26 protein-coding genes are annotated in these 14,844 nt (G+C 56.1%); all 26 read right to left on the bottom strand.

Annotated elements, in window-relative coordinates; genetic code table 11:
• Positions 1-4: 4 nt before the first annotated feature.
• Positions 5-1,432: a DegQ family serine endoprotease gene (locus ACP7B1_RS08620; protein WP_374042635.1), complete on the bottom strand. Its 1,428-nt coding sequence runs from the start codon at positions 1,430-1,432 to the stop codon at positions 5-7.
• Between the two features lie 98 nt (positions 1,433-1,530).
• Positions 1,531-1,953 (bottom strand): type II toxin-antitoxin system VapC family toxin, encoded by a 423-nt coding sequence (locus tag ACP7B1_RS08625; protein ID WP_346306203.1) that lies wholly within the window; start codon positions 1,951-1,953, stop codon positions 1,531-1,533.
• Positions 1,953-2,195, bottom strand: coding sequence for a type II toxin-antitoxin system prevent-host-death family antitoxin (locus ACP7B1_RS08630; RefSeq protein WP_346306204.1), 243 nt, complete (start codon positions 2,193-2,195; stop codon positions 1,953-1,955). The genes ACP7B1_RS08625 and ACP7B1_RS08630 overlap by 1 nt, the downstream gene beginning before the upstream one ends.
• Positions 2,196-2,331: 136 nt before the next feature.
• Complete coding sequence (gene rplQ, locus ACP7B1_RS08635; protein ID WP_223613272.1) at positions 2,332-2,760, bottom strand: 50S ribosomal protein L17; 429 nt, start codon at positions 2,758-2,760, stop codon at positions 2,332-2,334.
• 67 nt (positions 2,761-2,827) lie between these two features.
• Entirely contained in the window at positions 2,828-3,841 is a 1,014-nt protein-coding gene (locus ACP7B1_RS08640) for a DNA-directed RNA polymerase subunit alpha (protein WP_112526662.1), read from the bottom strand.
• Positions 3,842-3,950: 109 nt separating this feature from the next.
• Positions 3,951-4,340 carry a 30S ribosomal protein S11 gene (rpsK, locus tag ACP7B1_RS08645; protein ID WP_008124952.1) on the bottom strand — a complete coding sequence of 130 codons (390 nt, stop codon included), beginning with the start codon at positions 4,338-4,340 and terminating at the stop codon, positions 3,951-3,953.
• Positions 4,341-4,470: 130 nt separating this feature from the next.
• Positions 4,471-4,839, bottom strand: a complete 369-nt coding sequence (gene rpsM, locus ACP7B1_RS08650) for a 30S ribosomal protein S13 (RefSeq protein WP_008124949.1) — start codon at positions 4,837-4,839, stop codon at positions 4,471-4,473.
• A 211-nt stretch (positions 4,840-5,050) separates the two neighbouring features.
• The gene (locus tag ACP7B1_RS08655; RefSeq protein ID WP_223613271.1) at positions 5,051-5,701 is read right to left on the bottom strand and encodes an adenylate kinase; all 651 of its coding nucleotides are present in this window, start codon (positions 5,699-5,701) and stop codon (positions 5,051-5,053) included.
• Positions 5,698-7,038: a preprotein translocase subunit SecY gene (gene secY, locus ACP7B1_RS08660; RefSeq protein WP_223613270.1), complete on the bottom strand. Its 1,341-nt coding sequence runs from the start codon at positions 7,036-7,038 to the stop codon at positions 5,698-5,700. The genes ACP7B1_RS08655 and secY overlap by 4 nt, the downstream gene beginning before the upstream one ends.
• Before the next feature lie 217 nt (positions 7,039-7,255).
• On the bottom strand, positions 7,256-7,732 hold the full coding sequence (gene rplO, locus ACP7B1_RS08665) for a 50S ribosomal protein L15 (protein WP_105732698.1): 477 nt from the start codon (positions 7,730-7,732) through the stop codon (positions 7,256-7,258).
• A 20-nt stretch (positions 7,733-7,752) separates the two neighbouring features.
• Positions 7,753-7,953: a 50S ribosomal protein L30 gene (rpmD, locus tag ACP7B1_RS08670; protein WP_105732697.1), complete on the bottom strand. Its 201-nt coding sequence runs from the start codon at positions 7,951-7,953 to the stop codon at positions 7,753-7,755.
• 66 nt (positions 7,954-8,019) lie between these two features.
• Positions 8,020-8,583, bottom strand: coding sequence for a 30S ribosomal protein S5 (rpsE, locus tag ACP7B1_RS08675; RefSeq protein ID WP_105732696.1), 564 nt, complete (start codon positions 8,581-8,583; stop codon positions 8,020-8,022).
• 101 nt (positions 8,584-8,684) lie between these two features.
• Positions 8,685-9,047: a 50S ribosomal protein L18 gene (rplR, locus tag ACP7B1_RS08680; RefSeq protein WP_105732695.1), complete on the bottom strand. Its 363-nt coding sequence runs from the start codon at positions 9,045-9,047 to the stop codon at positions 8,685-8,687.
• A gap of 12 nt (positions 9,048-9,059) precedes the next feature.
• The gene (gene rplF / locus ACP7B1_RS08685) at positions 9,060-9,593 is read right to left on the bottom strand and encodes a 50S ribosomal protein L6 (RefSeq protein ID WP_105732694.1); all 534 of its coding nucleotides are present in this window, start codon (positions 9,591-9,593) and stop codon (positions 9,060-9,062) included.
• 25 nt (positions 9,594-9,618) lie between these two features.
• Positions 9,619-10,017: a 30S ribosomal protein S8 gene (gene rpsH, locus ACP7B1_RS08690; RefSeq protein ID WP_091876988.1), complete on the bottom strand. Its 399-nt coding sequence runs from the start codon at positions 10,015-10,017 to the stop codon at positions 9,619-9,621.
• Positions 10,018-10,029: 12 nt separating this feature from the next.
• Positions 10,030-10,335, bottom strand: coding sequence for a 30S ribosomal protein S14 (rpsN, locus tag ACP7B1_RS08695; protein ID WP_223613268.1), 306 nt, complete (start codon positions 10,333-10,335; stop codon positions 10,030-10,032).
• Positions 10,336-10,360: 25 nt separating this feature from the next.
• Positions 10,361-10,924 carry a 50S ribosomal protein L5 gene (gene rplE, locus ACP7B1_RS08700; protein WP_223613267.1) on the bottom strand — a complete coding sequence of 188 codons (564 nt, stop codon included), beginning with the start codon at positions 10,922-10,924 and terminating at the stop codon, positions 10,361-10,363.
• The gene (rplX, locus tag ACP7B1_RS08705) at positions 10,917-11,231 is read right to left on the bottom strand and encodes a 50S ribosomal protein L24 (RefSeq protein ID WP_105732691.1); all 315 of its coding nucleotides are present in this window, start codon (positions 11,229-11,231) and stop codon (positions 10,917-10,919) included. The genes rplE and rplX overlap by 8 nt, the downstream gene beginning before the upstream one ends.
• Before the next feature lie 11 nt (positions 11,232-11,242).
• Positions 11,243-11,611: a 50S ribosomal protein L14 gene (rplN, locus tag ACP7B1_RS08710; protein ID WP_008124924.1), complete on the bottom strand. Its 369-nt coding sequence runs from the start codon at positions 11,609-11,611 to the stop codon at positions 11,243-11,245.
• A gap of 85 nt (positions 11,612-11,696) precedes the next feature.
• On the bottom strand, positions 11,697-11,939 hold the full coding sequence (gene rpsQ / locus ACP7B1_RS08715; RefSeq protein WP_099999158.1) for a 30S ribosomal protein S17: 243 nt from the start codon (positions 11,937-11,939) through the stop codon (positions 11,697-11,699).
• An 11-nt stretch (positions 11,940-11,950) separates the two neighbouring features.
• Positions 11,951-12,151 carry a 50S ribosomal protein L29 gene (gene rpmC / locus ACP7B1_RS08720; protein ID WP_105732690.1) on the bottom strand — a complete coding sequence of 67 codons (201 nt, stop codon included), beginning with the start codon at positions 12,149-12,151 and terminating at the stop codon, positions 11,951-11,953.
• 11 nt (positions 12,152-12,162) lie between these two features.
• Positions 12,163-12,576 carry a 50S ribosomal protein L16 gene (gene rplP / locus ACP7B1_RS08725; protein WP_091877000.1) on the bottom strand — a complete coding sequence of 138 codons (414 nt, stop codon included), beginning with the start codon at positions 12,574-12,576 and terminating at the stop codon, positions 12,163-12,165.
• Between the two features lie 41 nt (positions 12,577-12,617).
• Complete coding sequence (rpsC, locus tag ACP7B1_RS08730) at positions 12,618-13,325, bottom strand: 30S ribosomal protein S3 (RefSeq protein WP_105732689.1); 708 nt, start codon at positions 13,323-13,325, stop codon at positions 12,618-12,620.
• Positions 13,325-13,714, bottom strand: coding sequence for a 50S ribosomal protein L22 (rplV, locus tag ACP7B1_RS08735; protein WP_008124914.1), 390 nt, complete (start codon positions 13,712-13,714; stop codon positions 13,325-13,327). The genes rpsC and rplV overlap by 1 nt, the downstream gene beginning before the upstream one ends.
• Before the next feature lie 2 nt (positions 13,715-13,716).
• A complete protein-coding gene (gene rpsS, locus ACP7B1_RS08740; RefSeq protein WP_008124912.1) occupies positions 13,717-13,995 on the bottom strand; it encodes a 30S ribosomal protein S19 in 279 nt (92 codons plus the stop codon).
• A 15-nt stretch (positions 13,996-14,010) separates the two neighbouring features.
• The gene (gene rplB / locus ACP7B1_RS08745) at positions 14,011-14,844 is read right to left on the bottom strand and encodes a 50S ribosomal protein L2 (RefSeq protein WP_112526650.1); all 834 of its coding nucleotides are present in this window, start codon (positions 14,842-14,844) and stop codon (positions 14,011-14,013) included.

The raw sequence follows: 14,844 nt of genomic DNA on the forward strand, positions 1-14,844 counted from the left end.
TCATTTATCGAATGATCTGCCGGATGATTGCGCCATCCCGCTCGAACTCAAAGCGCCACAGGACCGGCTTGGTTGCCATCACTGTCGCCAGATCGGCGGCGGTCGCAATATCACGACCATTGACCTTGCGCACGATATCGCCGGGTTGCAAGCCGATCCGCGCGGCCGGCGTATTGGCAAAAATCTTTTCCACCGCAACGCCGGTCGTTTCCGCCGACAGGTGCAGTCTTGTCGCGCTGCTGGGCGTGAGTGTGATGACCTGCGCGCCGGAAAGCGGGTTTTTGCCCTGGATCACCGTCTTGTTGGCGGGATCGTCCGGCCGTGGCTTTTCCAGAACGAGGGAAATCACCTTCTCCTTCGACCGGCTCAAGACATTGAGCTTGACAGTCTTGCCGATCCCGGCGGTCGACAGGCGGTAGCCCAGGCCATCGAAATTCTCGATGCGGAAATCATCAACCGCCAGAATCACGTCGCCAACCTGCAGTCCGCCTTTCTCAGCCGGTCCATCCTTGGCAACGTTCGTGACAAGCGCGCCATAAGGCTGCTTCATGCCCAGCCCTTCGGCCACATCGGACGTCACGTTCTGGAAGGTCGCGCCGATATAGGGGCGCTCGAACTTGTCGCCGCCCTGCTTTGCCGTTTCAACCACGGCCCGTACCATGTTCGACGGGATGGCGAAGCCGATCCCCACCGAACCGCCGGAGCGGGAAAAGATCGCCGTGTTGATGCCGACAAGCTTGCCGTCCATGCCGATGAGCGCGCCGCCGGAATTGCCGGGATTGATCGCCGCATCCGTCTGGATGAAGAAATCGAAATCCGAAATCCCCACCCGGGTACGCGCCTGCGCCGAGACGATGCCGCTGGTGACGGTCTGGCCCACGCCAAAGGGATTGCCGATGGCAAGAACCAGATCACCCACTTCAACCTTGTCCGAATCCGCCAGCTGCAGGATCGGCAATTGCTCTCCGGCCTCGATCTTGAGGATGGCGAGATCCGTCGATTCATCCTTCAGGAGAATGCGCGATTCAAACTCGCGGCCATCCGAGAGGGCAATCTTGACCGTTTCCGCATCGCGAATGACGTGGTTGTTGGTGACCACGATGCCCGAGGCGTCGACGATAACGCCCGAACCGAGCGATGACTGGATGCGCGGCGGGCCATTGAACTGGCCGCCGAAGAATTGCTCGAAAAACGGATCGCCGGCAAAGGGCGAACGCTGCTGCACTTCCCGCGCCGCATAGACGTTGACGACCGCTCCGGCAGTCTGCTTGACGAGCGGCGCAAACGACAATTGTGTATCCACACGTGATGCCGGAACCTGCTTTGCCGTATCGGCCGCCGTCTGCGCATGCACCGGCACGATCATGGCGGAAACGAGTGCGGAGGTGACGAGCAGCGCCCGGGCCGATTGCGCGATTTTGGAACAACTCATGTCGATCTCCCGAACTGATGAATCAGTAAAACGTGTTAATCCAATGTGCTGAATTTCAACGCGGATACCAGCCATGAAACAAAGCAAATTTGAGACATTCAAAGCAGCTTCGTCATTGCGCCCATATTCTCGCCCGCTTCAGCAAATTTGCGGTCCAGGGTATAGATGGTGGCGCCGTGATGAATAGCAACCGCCAGATGGAGCGCATCACCCGCTCTTATCCCCGACACATGGCGATCTGCCATCTGAGCAGCCGACCGAAACATCAATCCCGTGATAGGCAGTGTTTCAAAGGATTCGCTCACAAGACGATGAAAGGCGGCAAGAGAAGCGTTGCGATGCTGCACGTGCAGTTGCTGGGTGCTTACCTTGAGCGACAAGGCTGACGAGAACTCGGTGATTGTCCAATCACTCACAGCCATTTTTTCGTTGTGCTGGCTTGCAAGCCAGTCAAGCACGCGCGCTGTCTGGCTTTCTGATGTCAGCGCAGCGACGAGAACGGATGTATCGAGGTAAAGCATCAATAGCGGTCTTGATCACGCATCGCGCGAACAAAGTCGCCGCCGGAGACCGGCTGTTCCGGCATATTTTCCGTAAGCTGTCGCAATGCCGCTATATCGATCGGCTTGCGCGGCGCGCCGGCTGGCACCAGTTGGGCTACCAGTTTGCCCCGGCGCAAAATCTGCACGGTCTCTCCCGCTTCGACCTCATCGATCAATTCACTGAGATGTGCTTTCGCGTCAACAAGATTGACTGTACCCATCCGGCTCTCCTGACCATTTAACTAGTCATATATAGCGTCAATACAGTCCAGTTTCAACGGCGCGAAAGTCGAGCAAAAACAGAAAAGGGGCCCGCAAAGGCCCCTATCCCAAAATCATCGATGCGGAAGCGCTGGATTATGCGGCTTCGGCTTCGTTTGCCTGTTCGGCAGCAACACGGGCCAGATCCTTGGAACCCTTGGCGCTGACATCGCGATCAACGAATTCGACAACGGCGAGCGGTGCATTGTCACCGGTGCGGAAGCCTGCCTTCATGATGCGGATGTAACCGCCGTTGCGCTGACCGTAGCGCGGAGCAAGCGTGTCAAACAGCTTTGCTACGAGCTTGGCATCGCGGATCGCCGAAATGGCCTGACGACGCGCGTGCAGATCACCGCGCTTGCCGAGCGTGACAAGCTTTTCAACGATGGGACGAATTTCCTTGGCCTTGGGCAGCGTTGTAACGATCTGCTCATGCTCAATCAATGATGCAGCCATATTGGCAAACATCGCCTTACGATGGCTGGCAGTCCGGTTAAGCTTGCGGCCTGAATTACCGTGGCGCATGAGCCTTCTCCTTCAATTTCTCAGTTCGGGCTCATTGCCCGGGCTTGGTTGTCGGGCAGAGCCCGGATTAATACTGGTCTTCGTAACGCTTCGCGAGGTCTTCAATGTTTTCTGGCGGCCAGGATGGGACTTCCATACCGAGATGGAGACCCATGGAAGCCAGAACTTCCTTGATTTCGTTCAGCGACTTGCGACCAAAGTTCGGTGTGCGCAGCATTTCTGCTTCTGTCTTCTGAATAAGATCGCCGATATAGACGATGTTATCATTCTTCAGGCAGTTTGCCGAGCGTACGGAAAGTTCGAGTTCGTCGACCTTCTTGAGCAGAGCCGGATTGAACGCAAGTTCAGTGACCTGTTCCTGCTGTACTTCCTTCTGCGGCTCGTCAAAGTTGACGAAGATCGCCAGCTGGTCCTGCAGGATGCGTGCTGCATAGGCAACGGCATCTTCGCCGGAGATCGAACCATCGGTCTCGATGGAAAGGATCAGCTTGTCATAATCGAGAACCTGTCCCTCGCGGGTGTTTTCGATCTTGTACGATACTTTGCGAACCGGTGAGTAGAGGCTGTCAACCGGGATCAGGCCGATTGGCGCATCTTCTGCACGGTTGCGGTCAGCCGGAACGTAGCCCTTGCCGGTGTTGACGGTGAATTCCATGCGGATTTCAGCGCCTTCGTCCAGCGTGCAGATAACGTGTTCCGGATTGAGGATTTCGATATCGCCAACCGTCTGAATGTCGCCAGCCGTCACAACGCCTGGGCCTTCCTTGCGGACGACCATGCGCTTGGGACCATCGCTTTCCATGTGGATCGCGATTTCCTTGATGTTCAGGACGATGTCCGTCACATCTTCACGAACGCCGGGGATCGACGAGAATTCATGCAGAACGCCATCGATCTGTACGGCAGTCACGGCAGCGCCGCGCAGCGAAGACAGAAGCACACGGCGCAGAGCATTGCCGAGCGTCAAGCCGAAGCCGCGTTCAAGCGGCTCGGCGACGACCGTTGCCTTTGTCTTCGAGCCGGAGGTCTGAAACTCGACCTTGTTCGGCTTGATCAGTTCTTGCCAGTTTTTCTGGATCATCTAGTTTTTCCCTATCCTTGCCTTGCCACCATCCAATCGTGGCAATGAAGCGTGGAAACCGCAGAGGAGCTGAATGTCAGCTCATGCGGCCAAATCTTGTCGAAACAGATTAGACGCGGCGACGCTTGCGCGGGCGGCAGCCATTGTGCGGGATCGGGGTCACATCGCGGATCGACGTGATCGTGAAACCAGCAGCCTGGAGCGCGCGCAGAGCCGATTCACGGCCGGAGCCCGGTCCGCAAACTTCAACTTCGAGCGAACGCATGCCATGTTCCTGTGCCTTCTTGGCACAATCTTCAGCAGCCATCTGTGCAGCGAAAGGCGTGGATTTACGCGAACCCTTGAAACCCTGCGCACCGGCGGAGGACCAGGCAATCGCATTGCCCTGCGCATCCGTGATGGTGATCATCGTGTTGTTGAATGTCGAATTAACGTGGGCAACGCCCGACGAAATATTTTTACGCTCGCGGCGGCGAACGCGTGTGGCTTCCTTGGCCATAGTAGTCCTTTCAGTTGATCTCGACGCCCCCGTATTTCCAGAGGCTCCACCATGGTTTCAGTTAAAGTGCGAAACCAGCACTTGTCTCTGCAATAGCAGAACCGGCGCAGCGAACCGCGCCGGCGTGATCTTACTTCTTCTTGCCGGCGATTGCCTTGGCAGGACCCTTGCGGGTACGCGCATTGGTATGCGTACGCTGGCCGCGAACCGGCAGGGAGCGGCGATGACGCAGACCGCGGTAGCAGCCCAGATCCATCAGACGCTTGATGTTCATCGAAACTTCACGACGCAGATCACCCTCAACGTGGTAATCGCGGTCGATCGTTTCACGAATCTGCAAGACTTCGGCATCGGTCAACTGATTGACACGACGCTCCGCAGGAATGCCGACTTTCTCGACGATTTCCTGTGCAAACTTTTGACCAATCCCGTGAATGTACTGAAGCGCGATAACAACGCGCTTGTTCGTCGGGATGTTGACGCCAGCAATACGAGCCACGTCTGTTCTCCTTGTTAACCGGCAGAGCTGGGCAGTCAACGCGACCGGCCAGATGACGGGATGAAAATGATATCCGGGACAAACACAAACGATCAGCCCCGAACCTGCTTTACCGGATCGGCGCCGATCGCTTCATATCCAAGCGAATTTCCGCCGTCTTTGAAGGAATCGCTCCGAAAAGTCAACTCCTCCCGTACATTTTTGTCGGAAACTAAAGTTCCGCCAAAATCTTTTCGATCGATTTGGTGACTTCTTCGAAGTCCGCCATGCCATCGACCTTCTTCAACTTGCCCTTGGCGTAGTAATAGCCGATCAGGGGCGAAGTCTGCTTATAGTAAGCCTCAAGCCGCGTGCGGACCGTTTCAGCATTGTCATCGGGACGCCGCTTGAATTCCGTCGAACCGCATTTGTCGCACACGCCCGGTACCTTGGGCTGCTTGTTGGTGTCGTGATAACCGGTGCCGCACTTGGCACAGGTGTATCGACCCGAGATCCGCTCGACGAGCACATTGTCGTCGACCTCGAGCTCGATGACGCAATCCAGCTCAAATCCCTTGTCCGACAACATATCCTCGACCGCATCCGCCTGGACGAGTGTCCGCGGATAACCATCGAGAATGAAGCCATTGGCTGCATCGGGCTGATCAATGCGCTCTGAAACGATCGCATTGACGATTTCGTCGGATACCAGCTTGCCGGCATCCATCACAGCCTTGGCGCGCAAACCGACATCGGTTCCGGCTTTGACTGCGTCCCGCAACATGTCCCCGGTGGAGAGCTGCGGTATCCCTAGTTTTTCTACCAAGCGCTGAGACTGAGTTCCCTTACCTGCCCCCGGTGGTCCGAGAAGTATTAATCTCATCTGTTCCGCTTCCCTCCACGGAGCTTAGACTTCTTGATAAGCCCCTCATATTGATGCGCGATCAGGTGACCCTGGATCTGTGCAACCGTATCGAGCGTAACGCTCACGACAATCAGCAGCGATGTACCGCCGAGATAGAAAGGAACGCCAGCCCAGGAAATCAGGAACTCTGGCAGCATGCAGATCAACACGAGATAGGCTGCGCCAAGAACTGTAATGCGGGTCAGAACGTAGTCGATATATTCGGCTGTGCGTTCGCCGGGGCGAATGCCGGGAATAAAGCCGGAATGCTTCTTCAGCTGATCGGCGGTGTCCTTCGGATTGAAGACGAGCGCCGTGTAGAAGAAGGCAAAGAACACGATCATCGCGGCATAGGACGCCATATAGAGCGGCTGGCCATGGCCAAGCGAGGAAAGGATCGTCGTCGCCCAGCCGGGAAGACCTTCACTCTTGGCGAAGCCGGCAATGGTCGCAGGCAACAGCAGCAGCGAGGATGCGAAGATCGGAGGAATAACACCCGCTGTATTGAGCTTCAGCGGCAGGTGCGACGTATCGCCCTGGAACATGCGGTTGCCGACCTGGCGCTTCGGATACTGGATCAGCAGGCGGCGCTGTGCGCGTTCGACGAAGACAATGATACCGATGACGGCGATGGTCAGGATGATGATCGCCAGAATAACCGGGGTCGACAGGGCACCGGTACGGCCGAGTTCCAGCGTGCCGGAAATGGCCTGCGGCAGGTTGGCGACAATACCGGAGAAGATGATCAGCGAAATACCATTGCCGATACCGCGCGCCGTGATCTGTTCGCCCAGCCACATCAGGAACATGGTTCCGCCGACGAGCGTGATAACGGTGGAAAACAGGAAGAACGGTCCGGGATTGGTCACGATACCCTGACTTCCCTGCAGGCCGACGGCAATCGCATAGGCCTGAACCGTTGCCAGAAGCACCGTGCCATAGCGCGTATACTGATTGATGACCTTGCGGCCCTGCTCTCCGTCCTTCTTCAGCTGTTCCAGAGCCGGGATGACCGAGGTCATCAACTGAACAATGATCGATGCGGAGATATAGGGCATGATGCCCAGGGCAAAAATCGCCATACGGGCCACGGCACCGCCGGCGAACATGTTGAACATGCCGAGGATGCCCTGCGCCTGATGATTGAAGGCCTGGGCATAGGCGCCGAGATTGATACCCGGAAGCGGGATATAGGTGCCAAGCCGGTAAACCAGCAATGCCCCAAGTGTAAACCAGATGCGCTTTTTAAGCTCTTCAGCTTTGGAAAAAGCAGAGAAATTAAGATTGGAGGCGAGCTGTTCAGCGGCTGATGCCATAAGTAGTCTCCGGTCTGCGCCCGTCAGGCACTGACGGTCCTACCCAGATATGTGCCGTTACTGCGCCGTGCTTTCCCAAAACGTGCAGGGAATGCATCAACACTAAGATTTACCCATCATATTTACCAAAAGAATGATGCGGATTGATTTGGTAAATATGATCGGGGAAGACAAGATACAAGCGGCGACCCGGAGGGCCGCCGCTCATTCAATAGAATTATTCTGCAGCCGCTGCAACAGCAGGAAGCTTGACCGAACCGCCAGCCTTTTCGATCTTTTCGATCGCGGCCTTGGAGGCACCGGCAACTTCGATCGTTACCGCTGTTGTGATATCACCGCCGGAAAGCAGACGAACGCCGTCCTTGGCGCGGCGGATAACACCGGCAGCCTTCAGGGTTTCAATCGTGATCGCAACCTTGGCATCGAGCTTCTTGGCATCGATGGCAGTCTGGATACGGCCAACGGATACTTCATTGAAGTTCTTCATGAAGATGTTGGTAAAGCCGCGCTTTGGCAAGCGACGGTAAACCGGCATCTGGCCGCCTTCGAAGCCGTTGATGGCAACGCCGGAACGCGACTTCTGGCCCTTCACACCGCGACCGGCAGTCTTGCCGGAGCCGGAGCCGATACCACGGCCAACGCGCTTGCGCGCTTTGGTGGCGCCTGGGTTTTCACTCAGATCATTGAGTTTCATTTGATCAATCTCCGGAGTTCTTAAGCCTCGTCCACAACGCGGACGAGATGCTGAACTTTCGCAATCATGCCACGGACGGAAGGCGTATCTTCCAGAACCCGGCGACGATGCATCTTATTGAGGCCCAGGCCGATCAGCGTTGCGCGCTGTTCTGCCGGACGGCGGATAGGGCTGCCGATCTGTTCGACCGTAACCGTCTTACCCTTCTTCTTCTCAACCATGACTTATATCCTTTAGTCTACAGCTAGCGGGACCGAGATCCCTGCCCTGCTGCGCCAGCTTCTGGCCTATTCTTCCGAACCGACCACGTCGCGGCGACGAGCCTGCAGTGTGGAGTACTTGATACCGCGCTGGGCAGCGATGTCCTTGGGGTGCATCTGGTGCTTCAAGGCATCGAATGTCGCACGAACCATGTTGTATGGGTTCGACGAGCCAAGCGACTTGGCAACAACGTCCTGTACGCCCAGTGTCTCGAAGACAGCGCGCATTGGACCGCCGGCGATGATACCTGTACCAGCTGTGGCTGCGCGAAGCAGAACCTTGCCGGCGCCATGACGGCCTTCAACATCGTGGTGAAGGGTACGGCCCGAACGCAGTGGTACGAAAATCATTTCGCGCTTGGCGGATTCGGTTGCCTTGCGGATGGCTTCCGGCACTTCGCGCGCCTTGCCATGACCGAAACCAACGCGACCCTTCTGGTCGCCAACGACGACGAGAGCTGCGAAACCAAAACGCCGGCCGCCCTTGACGACCTTGGCGACGCGGTTGATGTGAACAAGCTTGTCAACGAATTCGCTATCGCGCTCTTCGTTGCGGCCGCGATCCTCGCGGTTCCGTTTTTCCTGTGCCATGCTCCTAATTCCTTTTTCTTTTCCGGTAGCACGAATGATAGTAACGAAATCCGGCTTGCAGGAGACAAGCTCCTGCAGTTCCGGATTTCGGATGTCTTGCTTTAGAAGCTGAGACCAGCTTCGCGAGCAGCTTCAGCAAGTGCCTTTACACGGCCGTGGTAAATGTAGGCGCCACGATCGAAGACAACTTCCTTGATGCCAGCCTTGACAGCACGCTCTGCAACGAGCTTGCCGACGAGTGCTGCTGCACCCTGGTCTGCACCGGTCTTGAGCTGACCCTTCAGGTCAAGATCAAGTGTCGATGCGGATGCAATTGTATGTCCACGCGCATCATCGATGATCTGCGCATAGATATTCTTTGAAGAACGGTGGACGCTGAGCCGCGGACGGTCACCGGCAACCGCCTTGAGCTGGCGGCGAACACGCGCAGCGCGACGCTGAATAATTTCTTTCGGCGATGCCATGACACGAATTCCTTACTTCTTCTTACCTTCTTTGCGAACGATCTTCTCGCCCGCATATTTAACGCCCTTGCCCTTGTAGGGTTCTGGACCACGATATTCGCGGATCTCAGCGGCGACCTGGCCGACCTGCTGCTTGTCGATGCCCGTGACGACGATTTCCGTCGGCTTCGGTACAGCAACTGTGATGCCAGCTGGTACGTCATAGATCACTTCGTGGCTGAAACCGAGCGACAGCTGCAGGTTCTTGCCCTGCATGGCCGCACGATAACCAACGCCGTTGATCTCAAGGCGCTTTTCAAAACCGTCCTTAACACCTGTGAAGATGTTGACGATCATCGTGCGGCTCATGCCCCACTTCGACCGGGCGGTCTTGCTGCTGTCACGCGGATCAACGCGAACGGCATTATCTTCGAACTTGACCAGAACTTCGTCGTTGGCGACAAAGCTCAGTTCACCTTTGGGGCCCTTGGCCTTAATGGTCTGGCCGTCAACGCTGGCTGTTACGCCTGGCGGGACTGCCACTGGTTTTTTACCGATACGAGACATTTTTCAAACCTTTTCAAGCCAGCGGTTAGAATATACGGCAGAGCAATTCGCCGCCGACATTCTGTTCACGTGCCTCGTGGTCTGCCATCACGCCCTTCGGCGTCGACAGGATCGAAATACCAAGACCGTTAGCAACCTGCGGAATCGACTTGACCGAAACGTAAACGCGACGGCCAGGCTTCGAAATACGGGTAATCTCACGGATTACAGGTACGTTCTCAAAATACTTCAGTTCGATTTCGATCTCGGACTTGCCGTTTTCAAAATCTACCTGGCTGTATCCGCGGATATAACCTTCAGACTGCAGAACATCCAGAACGCGTGCGCGCAGCTTGGAGGCAGGTGTGGAAACCTTGCCCTTTTTGCGCATGATGGCGTTGCGGATACGTGTCAGCATATCGCCGAGAGGATCTGTCATAGACATCCGTCTTCTCCCTTACCAGCTCGACTTCACGACGCCGGGCACCTGGCCGAGCGAACCCAGCTGGCGCAATGCGATACGCGACATTTTCAGTTTGCGGTAATAACCGCGTGGACGACCGGATACTTCGCAACGATTGCGAATGCGAACCTTGGTCGAATTCCGTGGCAGTTCTGCCAGCTGGATTGTCGCGCGGAAGCGCTCATCCAGCGGAAGCGACTGGTTCATCACGATTGCCTTCAAACGGGCACGCTTTGCAGCATACTGCTTGACGAGCAAACCACGGCGCTTGTTCTTTTCGACTGCGCTAGTCTTTGCCATTTCAAATACCTCGCTACGCTTGCCGTTACTGCCGGAAGGGGAAGTTGAAGGCGCGCAGGAGAGCGCGGGCTTCATCATCCGTCTTTGCAGTCGTGCAAACGATGATGTCCATGCCCCAGATCTGATCAACCTTATCGTAGTTGATCTCCGGGAACACGATGTGTTCCTTGATGCCCATGGCGAAGTTGCCACGACCGTCAAAGCTCTTCGGGTTCAGACCACGGAAATCTCGAACGCGCGGCAGCGCGATCGTGATCAGGCGATCCAGGAATTCATACATGCGCTCTTTACGAAGGGTAACCTTCGTGCCGATCGGCATATTCTCACGTACCTTGAAGGTAGCGATCGAATTACGCGCCCGGGTAATAACCGGCTTCTGACCAGCAATCAATGCCAGATCTTCAGCTGCGACAGTTGGCTTCTTGGAATCAGCCGTAGCCTCACCAACGCCCATGTTGAGAACAACTTTGGTGATGCGGGGAATCTGCATCTCGTTGTCATATTTGAACTGCTCGAGAAGGTCTTTACGTACCACTTCCAGGTACTGCTTCTTCAAGCGTGGTTCGATCTTTGCACTGGTATTAGCCATCGATCAGGTCTCCTGAGCGCTTTGCTACACGTACCTTCTTGCCGTCTTCAAGAACCTTGAAGCCAACGCGGGTCGGCTTGCCATCCTTGGGGTCGGCGATCGCGAGGTTCGACAGATGGAGCGGCGCTTCTTTCGAAATGATGCCGGCTTCCTGGGTCTGTGTCTGCTTCTGGTGACGCTTGACAACATTAACGCCGCGAACGAGCGCCTGCTCGTCCTTCGGCAAAACTTTGATTACTTCGCCGGTACGGCCCTTGTCCTTACCAGCAAGAACGACAACGCGGTCGCCTTTACGGATCTTCTGCATCGTCTGCTCCTTTAGAGTACTTCTGGAGCCAGCGAGATGATCTTCATATGGCTCTTTGCGCGGAGTTCGCGCGGAACCGGTCCGAAGATACGCGTGCCGATAGGCTCTTTCTTGTTGTCGATCAGGACGGCGGCGTTCTTGTCGAAACGAATAACGCTCCCATCCGCGCGACGGATATCCTTGGCGGTACGAACAACCACCGCCTTCATCACGTCACCTTTTTTAACACGGCCGCGCGGAATTGCTTCCTTGATCGAAACGACAATAATGTCGCCGACCGAAGCATATTTCCGCTTCGAGCCGCCCAGCACCTTGATGCACATGACACGACGTGCGCCGGAATTATCCGCGACGTCGAGGTTTGTTTGCATCTGAATCATGACTAGCCGCCTTCTTCTTGTTCAACCGGACTGGGCTTTCCTTGCCCCTCGCGATTGTTGCGTACTTACATACAGATAATTAATATTAACTTGCTGGGGCGTCTGTAACGACAACCCAACGCTTGTCTTTGGAAATCGGCTTCGATTCCTGGATGGAAACGGCGTCGCCGACCTTGAACTGGTTATTCTCGTCGTGCGCCTTGTACTTCTTGGACTGGCGCACAGTCTTCTGGAGGAGCGGGTGCGAATAGCGCCGCTCGACCTTGACCACGACGGTCTTGTCGTTTTTGTCGCTGACGACAACGCCCTGCAGAATGCGTTTAGGCATGGTTTTCTTCCTTAAGCCTTGCTCTCGACCGCTTTCTGGCGGGCGACTGTCTTGATGCGCGCGATATCACGGCGGATCTGCCGGACACGTGCGGTTTTTTCCAACTGGCCAGTCGCCTTCTGGAAGCGCAGGTTGAACTGCTCTTTCTTTAGCGTAGCCAACTCTTCATTCAACTGATCGAGGCTCAAGGCCCGGACTTCTGCGGATTTCATAGCATCCACCCTTATTCTGCGATGCGCTGAATAAAGCGCGTCTTGACCGAAAGCTTGGCAGCACCAAGGCGAAGAGCCTCACGAGCCACATCTTCCGGAACGCCGTCGAGTTCAAACATGACGCGGCCTGGTGCTACACGAGATGCCCAGTAGTCCACGGAACCCTTACCTTTACCCATGCGGACTTCGGTAGGCTTCGATGTTACGGGCACATCCGGGAAAATCCGAATCCACACACGGCCGGCACGTTTCATGTGACGGGTAATTGCACGGCGAGCGGCTTCGATCTCACGCGCGGTAACGCGGTTCGGCTCGAGGGCCTTCAGGCCGAAAGCACCAAAATTAAGATCCGTGCCGCCTTTCGACGCGCCGTGGATACGGCCCTTGAACTGCTTGCGGAACTTTGTGCGCTTAGGCTGCAGCATTGTTCTCTACTCCAAAATTCTCTTTCCGGAAAGACGCTATTTTAAGCGTTTTCGCGGCGACGGTTCTGACCCTGATGACCATCACCTTCAACAGCGCGACGTTCGGAGGCCATTGGGTCATGCTCAAGGATCTCGCCCTTGAATACCCAGACCTTGACGCCGCAGATGCCGTAGGCGGTGTGTGCTTCAGCAGTTCCGTAGTCGATATCGGCACGAAGTGTATGCAAAGGCACGCGGCCTTCGCGGTACCATTCCATACGCGCAATTTCCGCGCCGCCGAGACGACCCGAGCAATTGATACGAATGCCTTCTGCACCAAGACGCATGGCCGACTGAACGGCACGCTTCATGGCACGGCGGAATGCAACACGGCGTTCCAGCTGCTGAGCGATGGACTGCGCAACCAGGACTGCATCTGTTTCCGGCTTGCGGACTTCAACGATATTGAGCGCTGTTTCCGCGTTTGTCATTTCTGACAGCTTGCGGCGCAGCTTCTCGATATCGGCGCCCTTCTTGCCGATGATCAGACCCGGACGGGCAGCATGGATCGTCACGCGGCACTTCTTGTGCGGACGCTCGATCACCACCTTGGAAATGGCAGCCTGCTTCAGCTCGTCCATCAGATACTTGCGGATCTTCAGGTCTTCATGCAGCAGCTTGCCGTATTCACCTGTGTTCGCGTACCAACGCGAGTCCCAGGTCCGGTTGATGCCAAGGCGGAAGCCAACCGGATTAATCTTCTGGCCCATTATGCGGCCTCCCCTTTTTCCTCAGCTTCGCGGACAACGATCGTCAGATGCGAGAATGGCTTCTCGATCCGGCTTGCACGACCGCGACCACGAACGTGGAAACGCTTCATCACGATTGACTTGCCAACGTAGGCTTCAGCAACAACCAGAGCATCAACATCCAGGTCATGGTTGTTCTCTGCGTTGGCGATAGCTGATTCGAGAGTCTTTTTCACCGTCCCTGCAATCCGCTTGCGCGAAAATTCCAGATCGGCAAGAGCGGCGTTAACCTTCTTGCCACGGATCAAAGCAGCCACCAGATTTAGCTTCTGAGGGCTGATACGGAGCGTACGGGCAACGGCTTTCGCCTCGTTGTCCTTAAGCTGGCGCGGAGCCTTAGCCTTGCCCATCTTTATTTCCTCTTCGCTTTCTTGTCCGCGCCGTGACCGTAATAGGTACGCGTCGGAGCGAATTCACCAAACTTGTGTCCGATCATCTCTTCGTTGACCGAAACCGGCACATGCTTGTTACCGTTGTACACACCGAAGGTCAGACCGACGAACTGTGGCAGGATCGTGGAGCGACGGCTCCAGATCTTGATAACTTCACTGCGACCGCCCTCACGTACCTTCTCAGCCTTCTTGAGAAGATAGCCATCGATGAACGGGCCTTTCCAAACTGAACGAGCCATTTCAGACTACCTCTCTTACTTCTTGCGCTGATGACGCGAACGAGCGATGAACTTGTCCGTCGACTTGTTGGAGCGCGTCTTCTTGCCCTTCGTGGGTTTGCCCCACGGAGAAACAGGATGACGACCACCTGACGTACGACCTTCACCACCACCGTGCGGGTGATCAACCGGGTTCATGGCAACACCGCGAACGTGCGGGCGCTTGCCAAGCCAACGGCTGCGGCCGGCCTTACCAAGGCTGATATTGCCATGGTCAGGATTGGATACTGCACCGACCGTGGCGAAGCACGAACCGTGGACGAGGCGCTGTTCACCCGAATTCAGGCGAAGGATTGCCATGCCCTGGTCGCGGCCGACGAGCTGCGCATAGGTACCGGCGGAACGGGCGATCTGACCGCCCTTGCCTGGCTTCATCTCCACATTGTGGATGATGGTGCCGACCGGGATCGACGACAATGGCATCGCATTGCCTGGCTTCACGTCCGTCTGTGCGCCAGCGATAACGCTGTCGCCGACAGCCAGACGCTGCGGAGCCAGGATGTAGCTCAGCTCACCGTCTTCGTAGCGGATGAGAGCAATGAATGCGGTCCGGTTCGGATCGTATTCAAGGCGTTCAACCTTGGCAGCCACGTCATGCTTGCGGCGCTTGAAATCTACAAAGCGGTATGTGCGCTTGTGACCACCACCCTGGTAGCGTGCAGTCACGCGACCGGAGTTGTTACGACCACCCTTTGAATGAAGACCTTCGGTCAGAGCCTTGACAGGCTTGCCCTTGTAGAGCTCCGAGCGGTCCACGATGACCAGCTGACGCTGGCTTGGTGTGGTTGGATTATAATGTTTGAGTGCCAT

This window comes from Phyllobacterium sp. SL163 (assembly GCF_049896885.1).
Lineage (GTDB): Bacteria > Pseudomonadota > Alphaproteobacteria > Rhizobiales > Rhizobiaceae > Phyllobacterium > Phyllobacterium calauticae.

Coding starts and splice junctions, on each gene's coding strand:
- ACP7B1_RS08620 (WP_374042635.1), bottom strand. CDS start 1,432: ATGAGTTGTTCCAAAATCGCGCAATCGGCCCGGGCGCTGCTCGTCACC.
- ACP7B1_RS08625 (WP_346306203.1), bottom strand. CDS start 1,953: ATGCTTTACCTCGATACATCCGTTCTCGTCGCTGCGCTGACATCAGAA.
- ACP7B1_RS08630 (WP_346306204.1), bottom strand. CDS start 2,195: ATGGGTACAGTCAATCTTGTTGACGCGAAAGCACATCTCAGTGAATTG.
- rplQ (WP_223613272.1), bottom strand. CDS start 2,760: ATGCGCCACGGTAATTCAGGCCGCAAGCTTAACCGGACTGCCAGCCAT.
- ACP7B1_RS08640 (WP_112526662.1), bottom strand. CDS start 3,841: ATGATCCAGAAAAACTGGCAAGAACTGATCAAGCCGAACAAGGTCGAG.
- rpsK (WP_008124952.1), bottom strand. CDS start 4,340: ATGGCCAAGGAAGCCACACGCGTTCGCCGCCGCGAGCGTAAAAATATT.
- ACP7B1_RS08655 (WP_223613271.1), bottom strand. CDS start 5,701: ATGAGATTAATACTTCTCGGACCACCGGGGGCAGGTAAGGGAACTCAG.
- secY (WP_223613270.1), bottom strand. CDS start 7,038: ATGGCATCAGCCGCTGAACAGCTCGCCTCCAATCTTAATTTCTCTGCT.
- rplO (WP_105732698.1), bottom strand. CDS start 7,732: ATGAAACTCAATGATCTGAGTGAAAACCCAGGCGCCACCAAAGCGCGC.
- rpmD (WP_105732697.1), bottom strand. CDS start 7,953: ATGGTTGAGAAGAAGAAGGGTAAGACGGTTACGGTCGAACAGATCGGC.
- rpsE (WP_105732696.1), bottom strand. CDS start 8,583: ATGGCACAGGAAAAACGGAACCGCGAGGATCGCGGCCGCAACGAAGAG.
- rplR (WP_105732695.1), bottom strand. CDS start 9,047: ATGGCATCGCCGAAAGAAATTATTCAGCGTCGCGCTGCGCGTGTTCGC.
- rplF (WP_105732694.1), bottom strand. CDS start 9,593: ATGTCTCGTATCGGTAAAAAACCAGTGGCAGTCCCGCCAGGCGTAACA.
- rpsH (WP_091876988.1), bottom strand. CDS start 10,017: ATGTCTATGACAGATCCTCTCGGCGATATGCTGACACGTATCCGCAAC.
- rpsN (WP_223613268.1), bottom strand. CDS start 10,335: ATGGCAAAGACTAGCGCAGTCGAAAAGAACAAGCGCCGTGGTTTGCTC.
- rplE (WP_223613267.1), bottom strand. CDS start 10,924: ATGGCTAATACCAGTGCAAAGATCGAACCACGCTTGAAGAAGCAGTAC.
- rplX (WP_105732691.1), bottom strand. CDS start 11,231: ATGCAGAAGATCCGTAAAGGCGACCGCGTTGTCGTTCTTGCTGGTAAG.
- rplN (WP_008124924.1), bottom strand. CDS start 11,611: ATGATTCAGATGCAAACAAACCTCGACGTCGCGGATAATTCCGGCGCA.
- rpsQ (WP_099999158.1), bottom strand. CDS start 11,939: ATGCCTAAACGCATTCTGCAGGGCGTTGTCGTCAGCGACAAAAACGAC.
- rpmC (WP_105732690.1), bottom strand. CDS start 12,151: ATGAAATCCGCAGAAGTCCGGGCCTTGAGCCTCGATCAGTTGAATGAA.
- rplP (WP_091877000.1), bottom strand. CDS start 12,576: ATGCTGCAGCCTAAGCGCACAAAGTTCCGCAAGCAGTTCAAGGGCCGT.
- rpsC (WP_105732689.1), bottom strand. CDS start 13,325: ATGGGCCAGAAGATTAATCCGGTTGGCTTCCGCCTTGGCATCAACCGG.
- rplV (WP_008124914.1), bottom strand. CDS start 13,714: ATGGGCAAGGCTAAGGCTCCGCGCCAGCTTAAGGACAACGAGGCGAAA.
- rpsS (WP_008124912.1), bottom strand. CDS start 13,995: ATGGCTCGTTCAGTTTGGAAAGGCCCGTTCATCGATGGCTATCTTCTC.
- rplB (WP_112526650.1), bottom strand. CDS start 14,844: ATGGCACTCAAACATTATAATCCAACCACACCAAGCCAGCGTCAGCTG.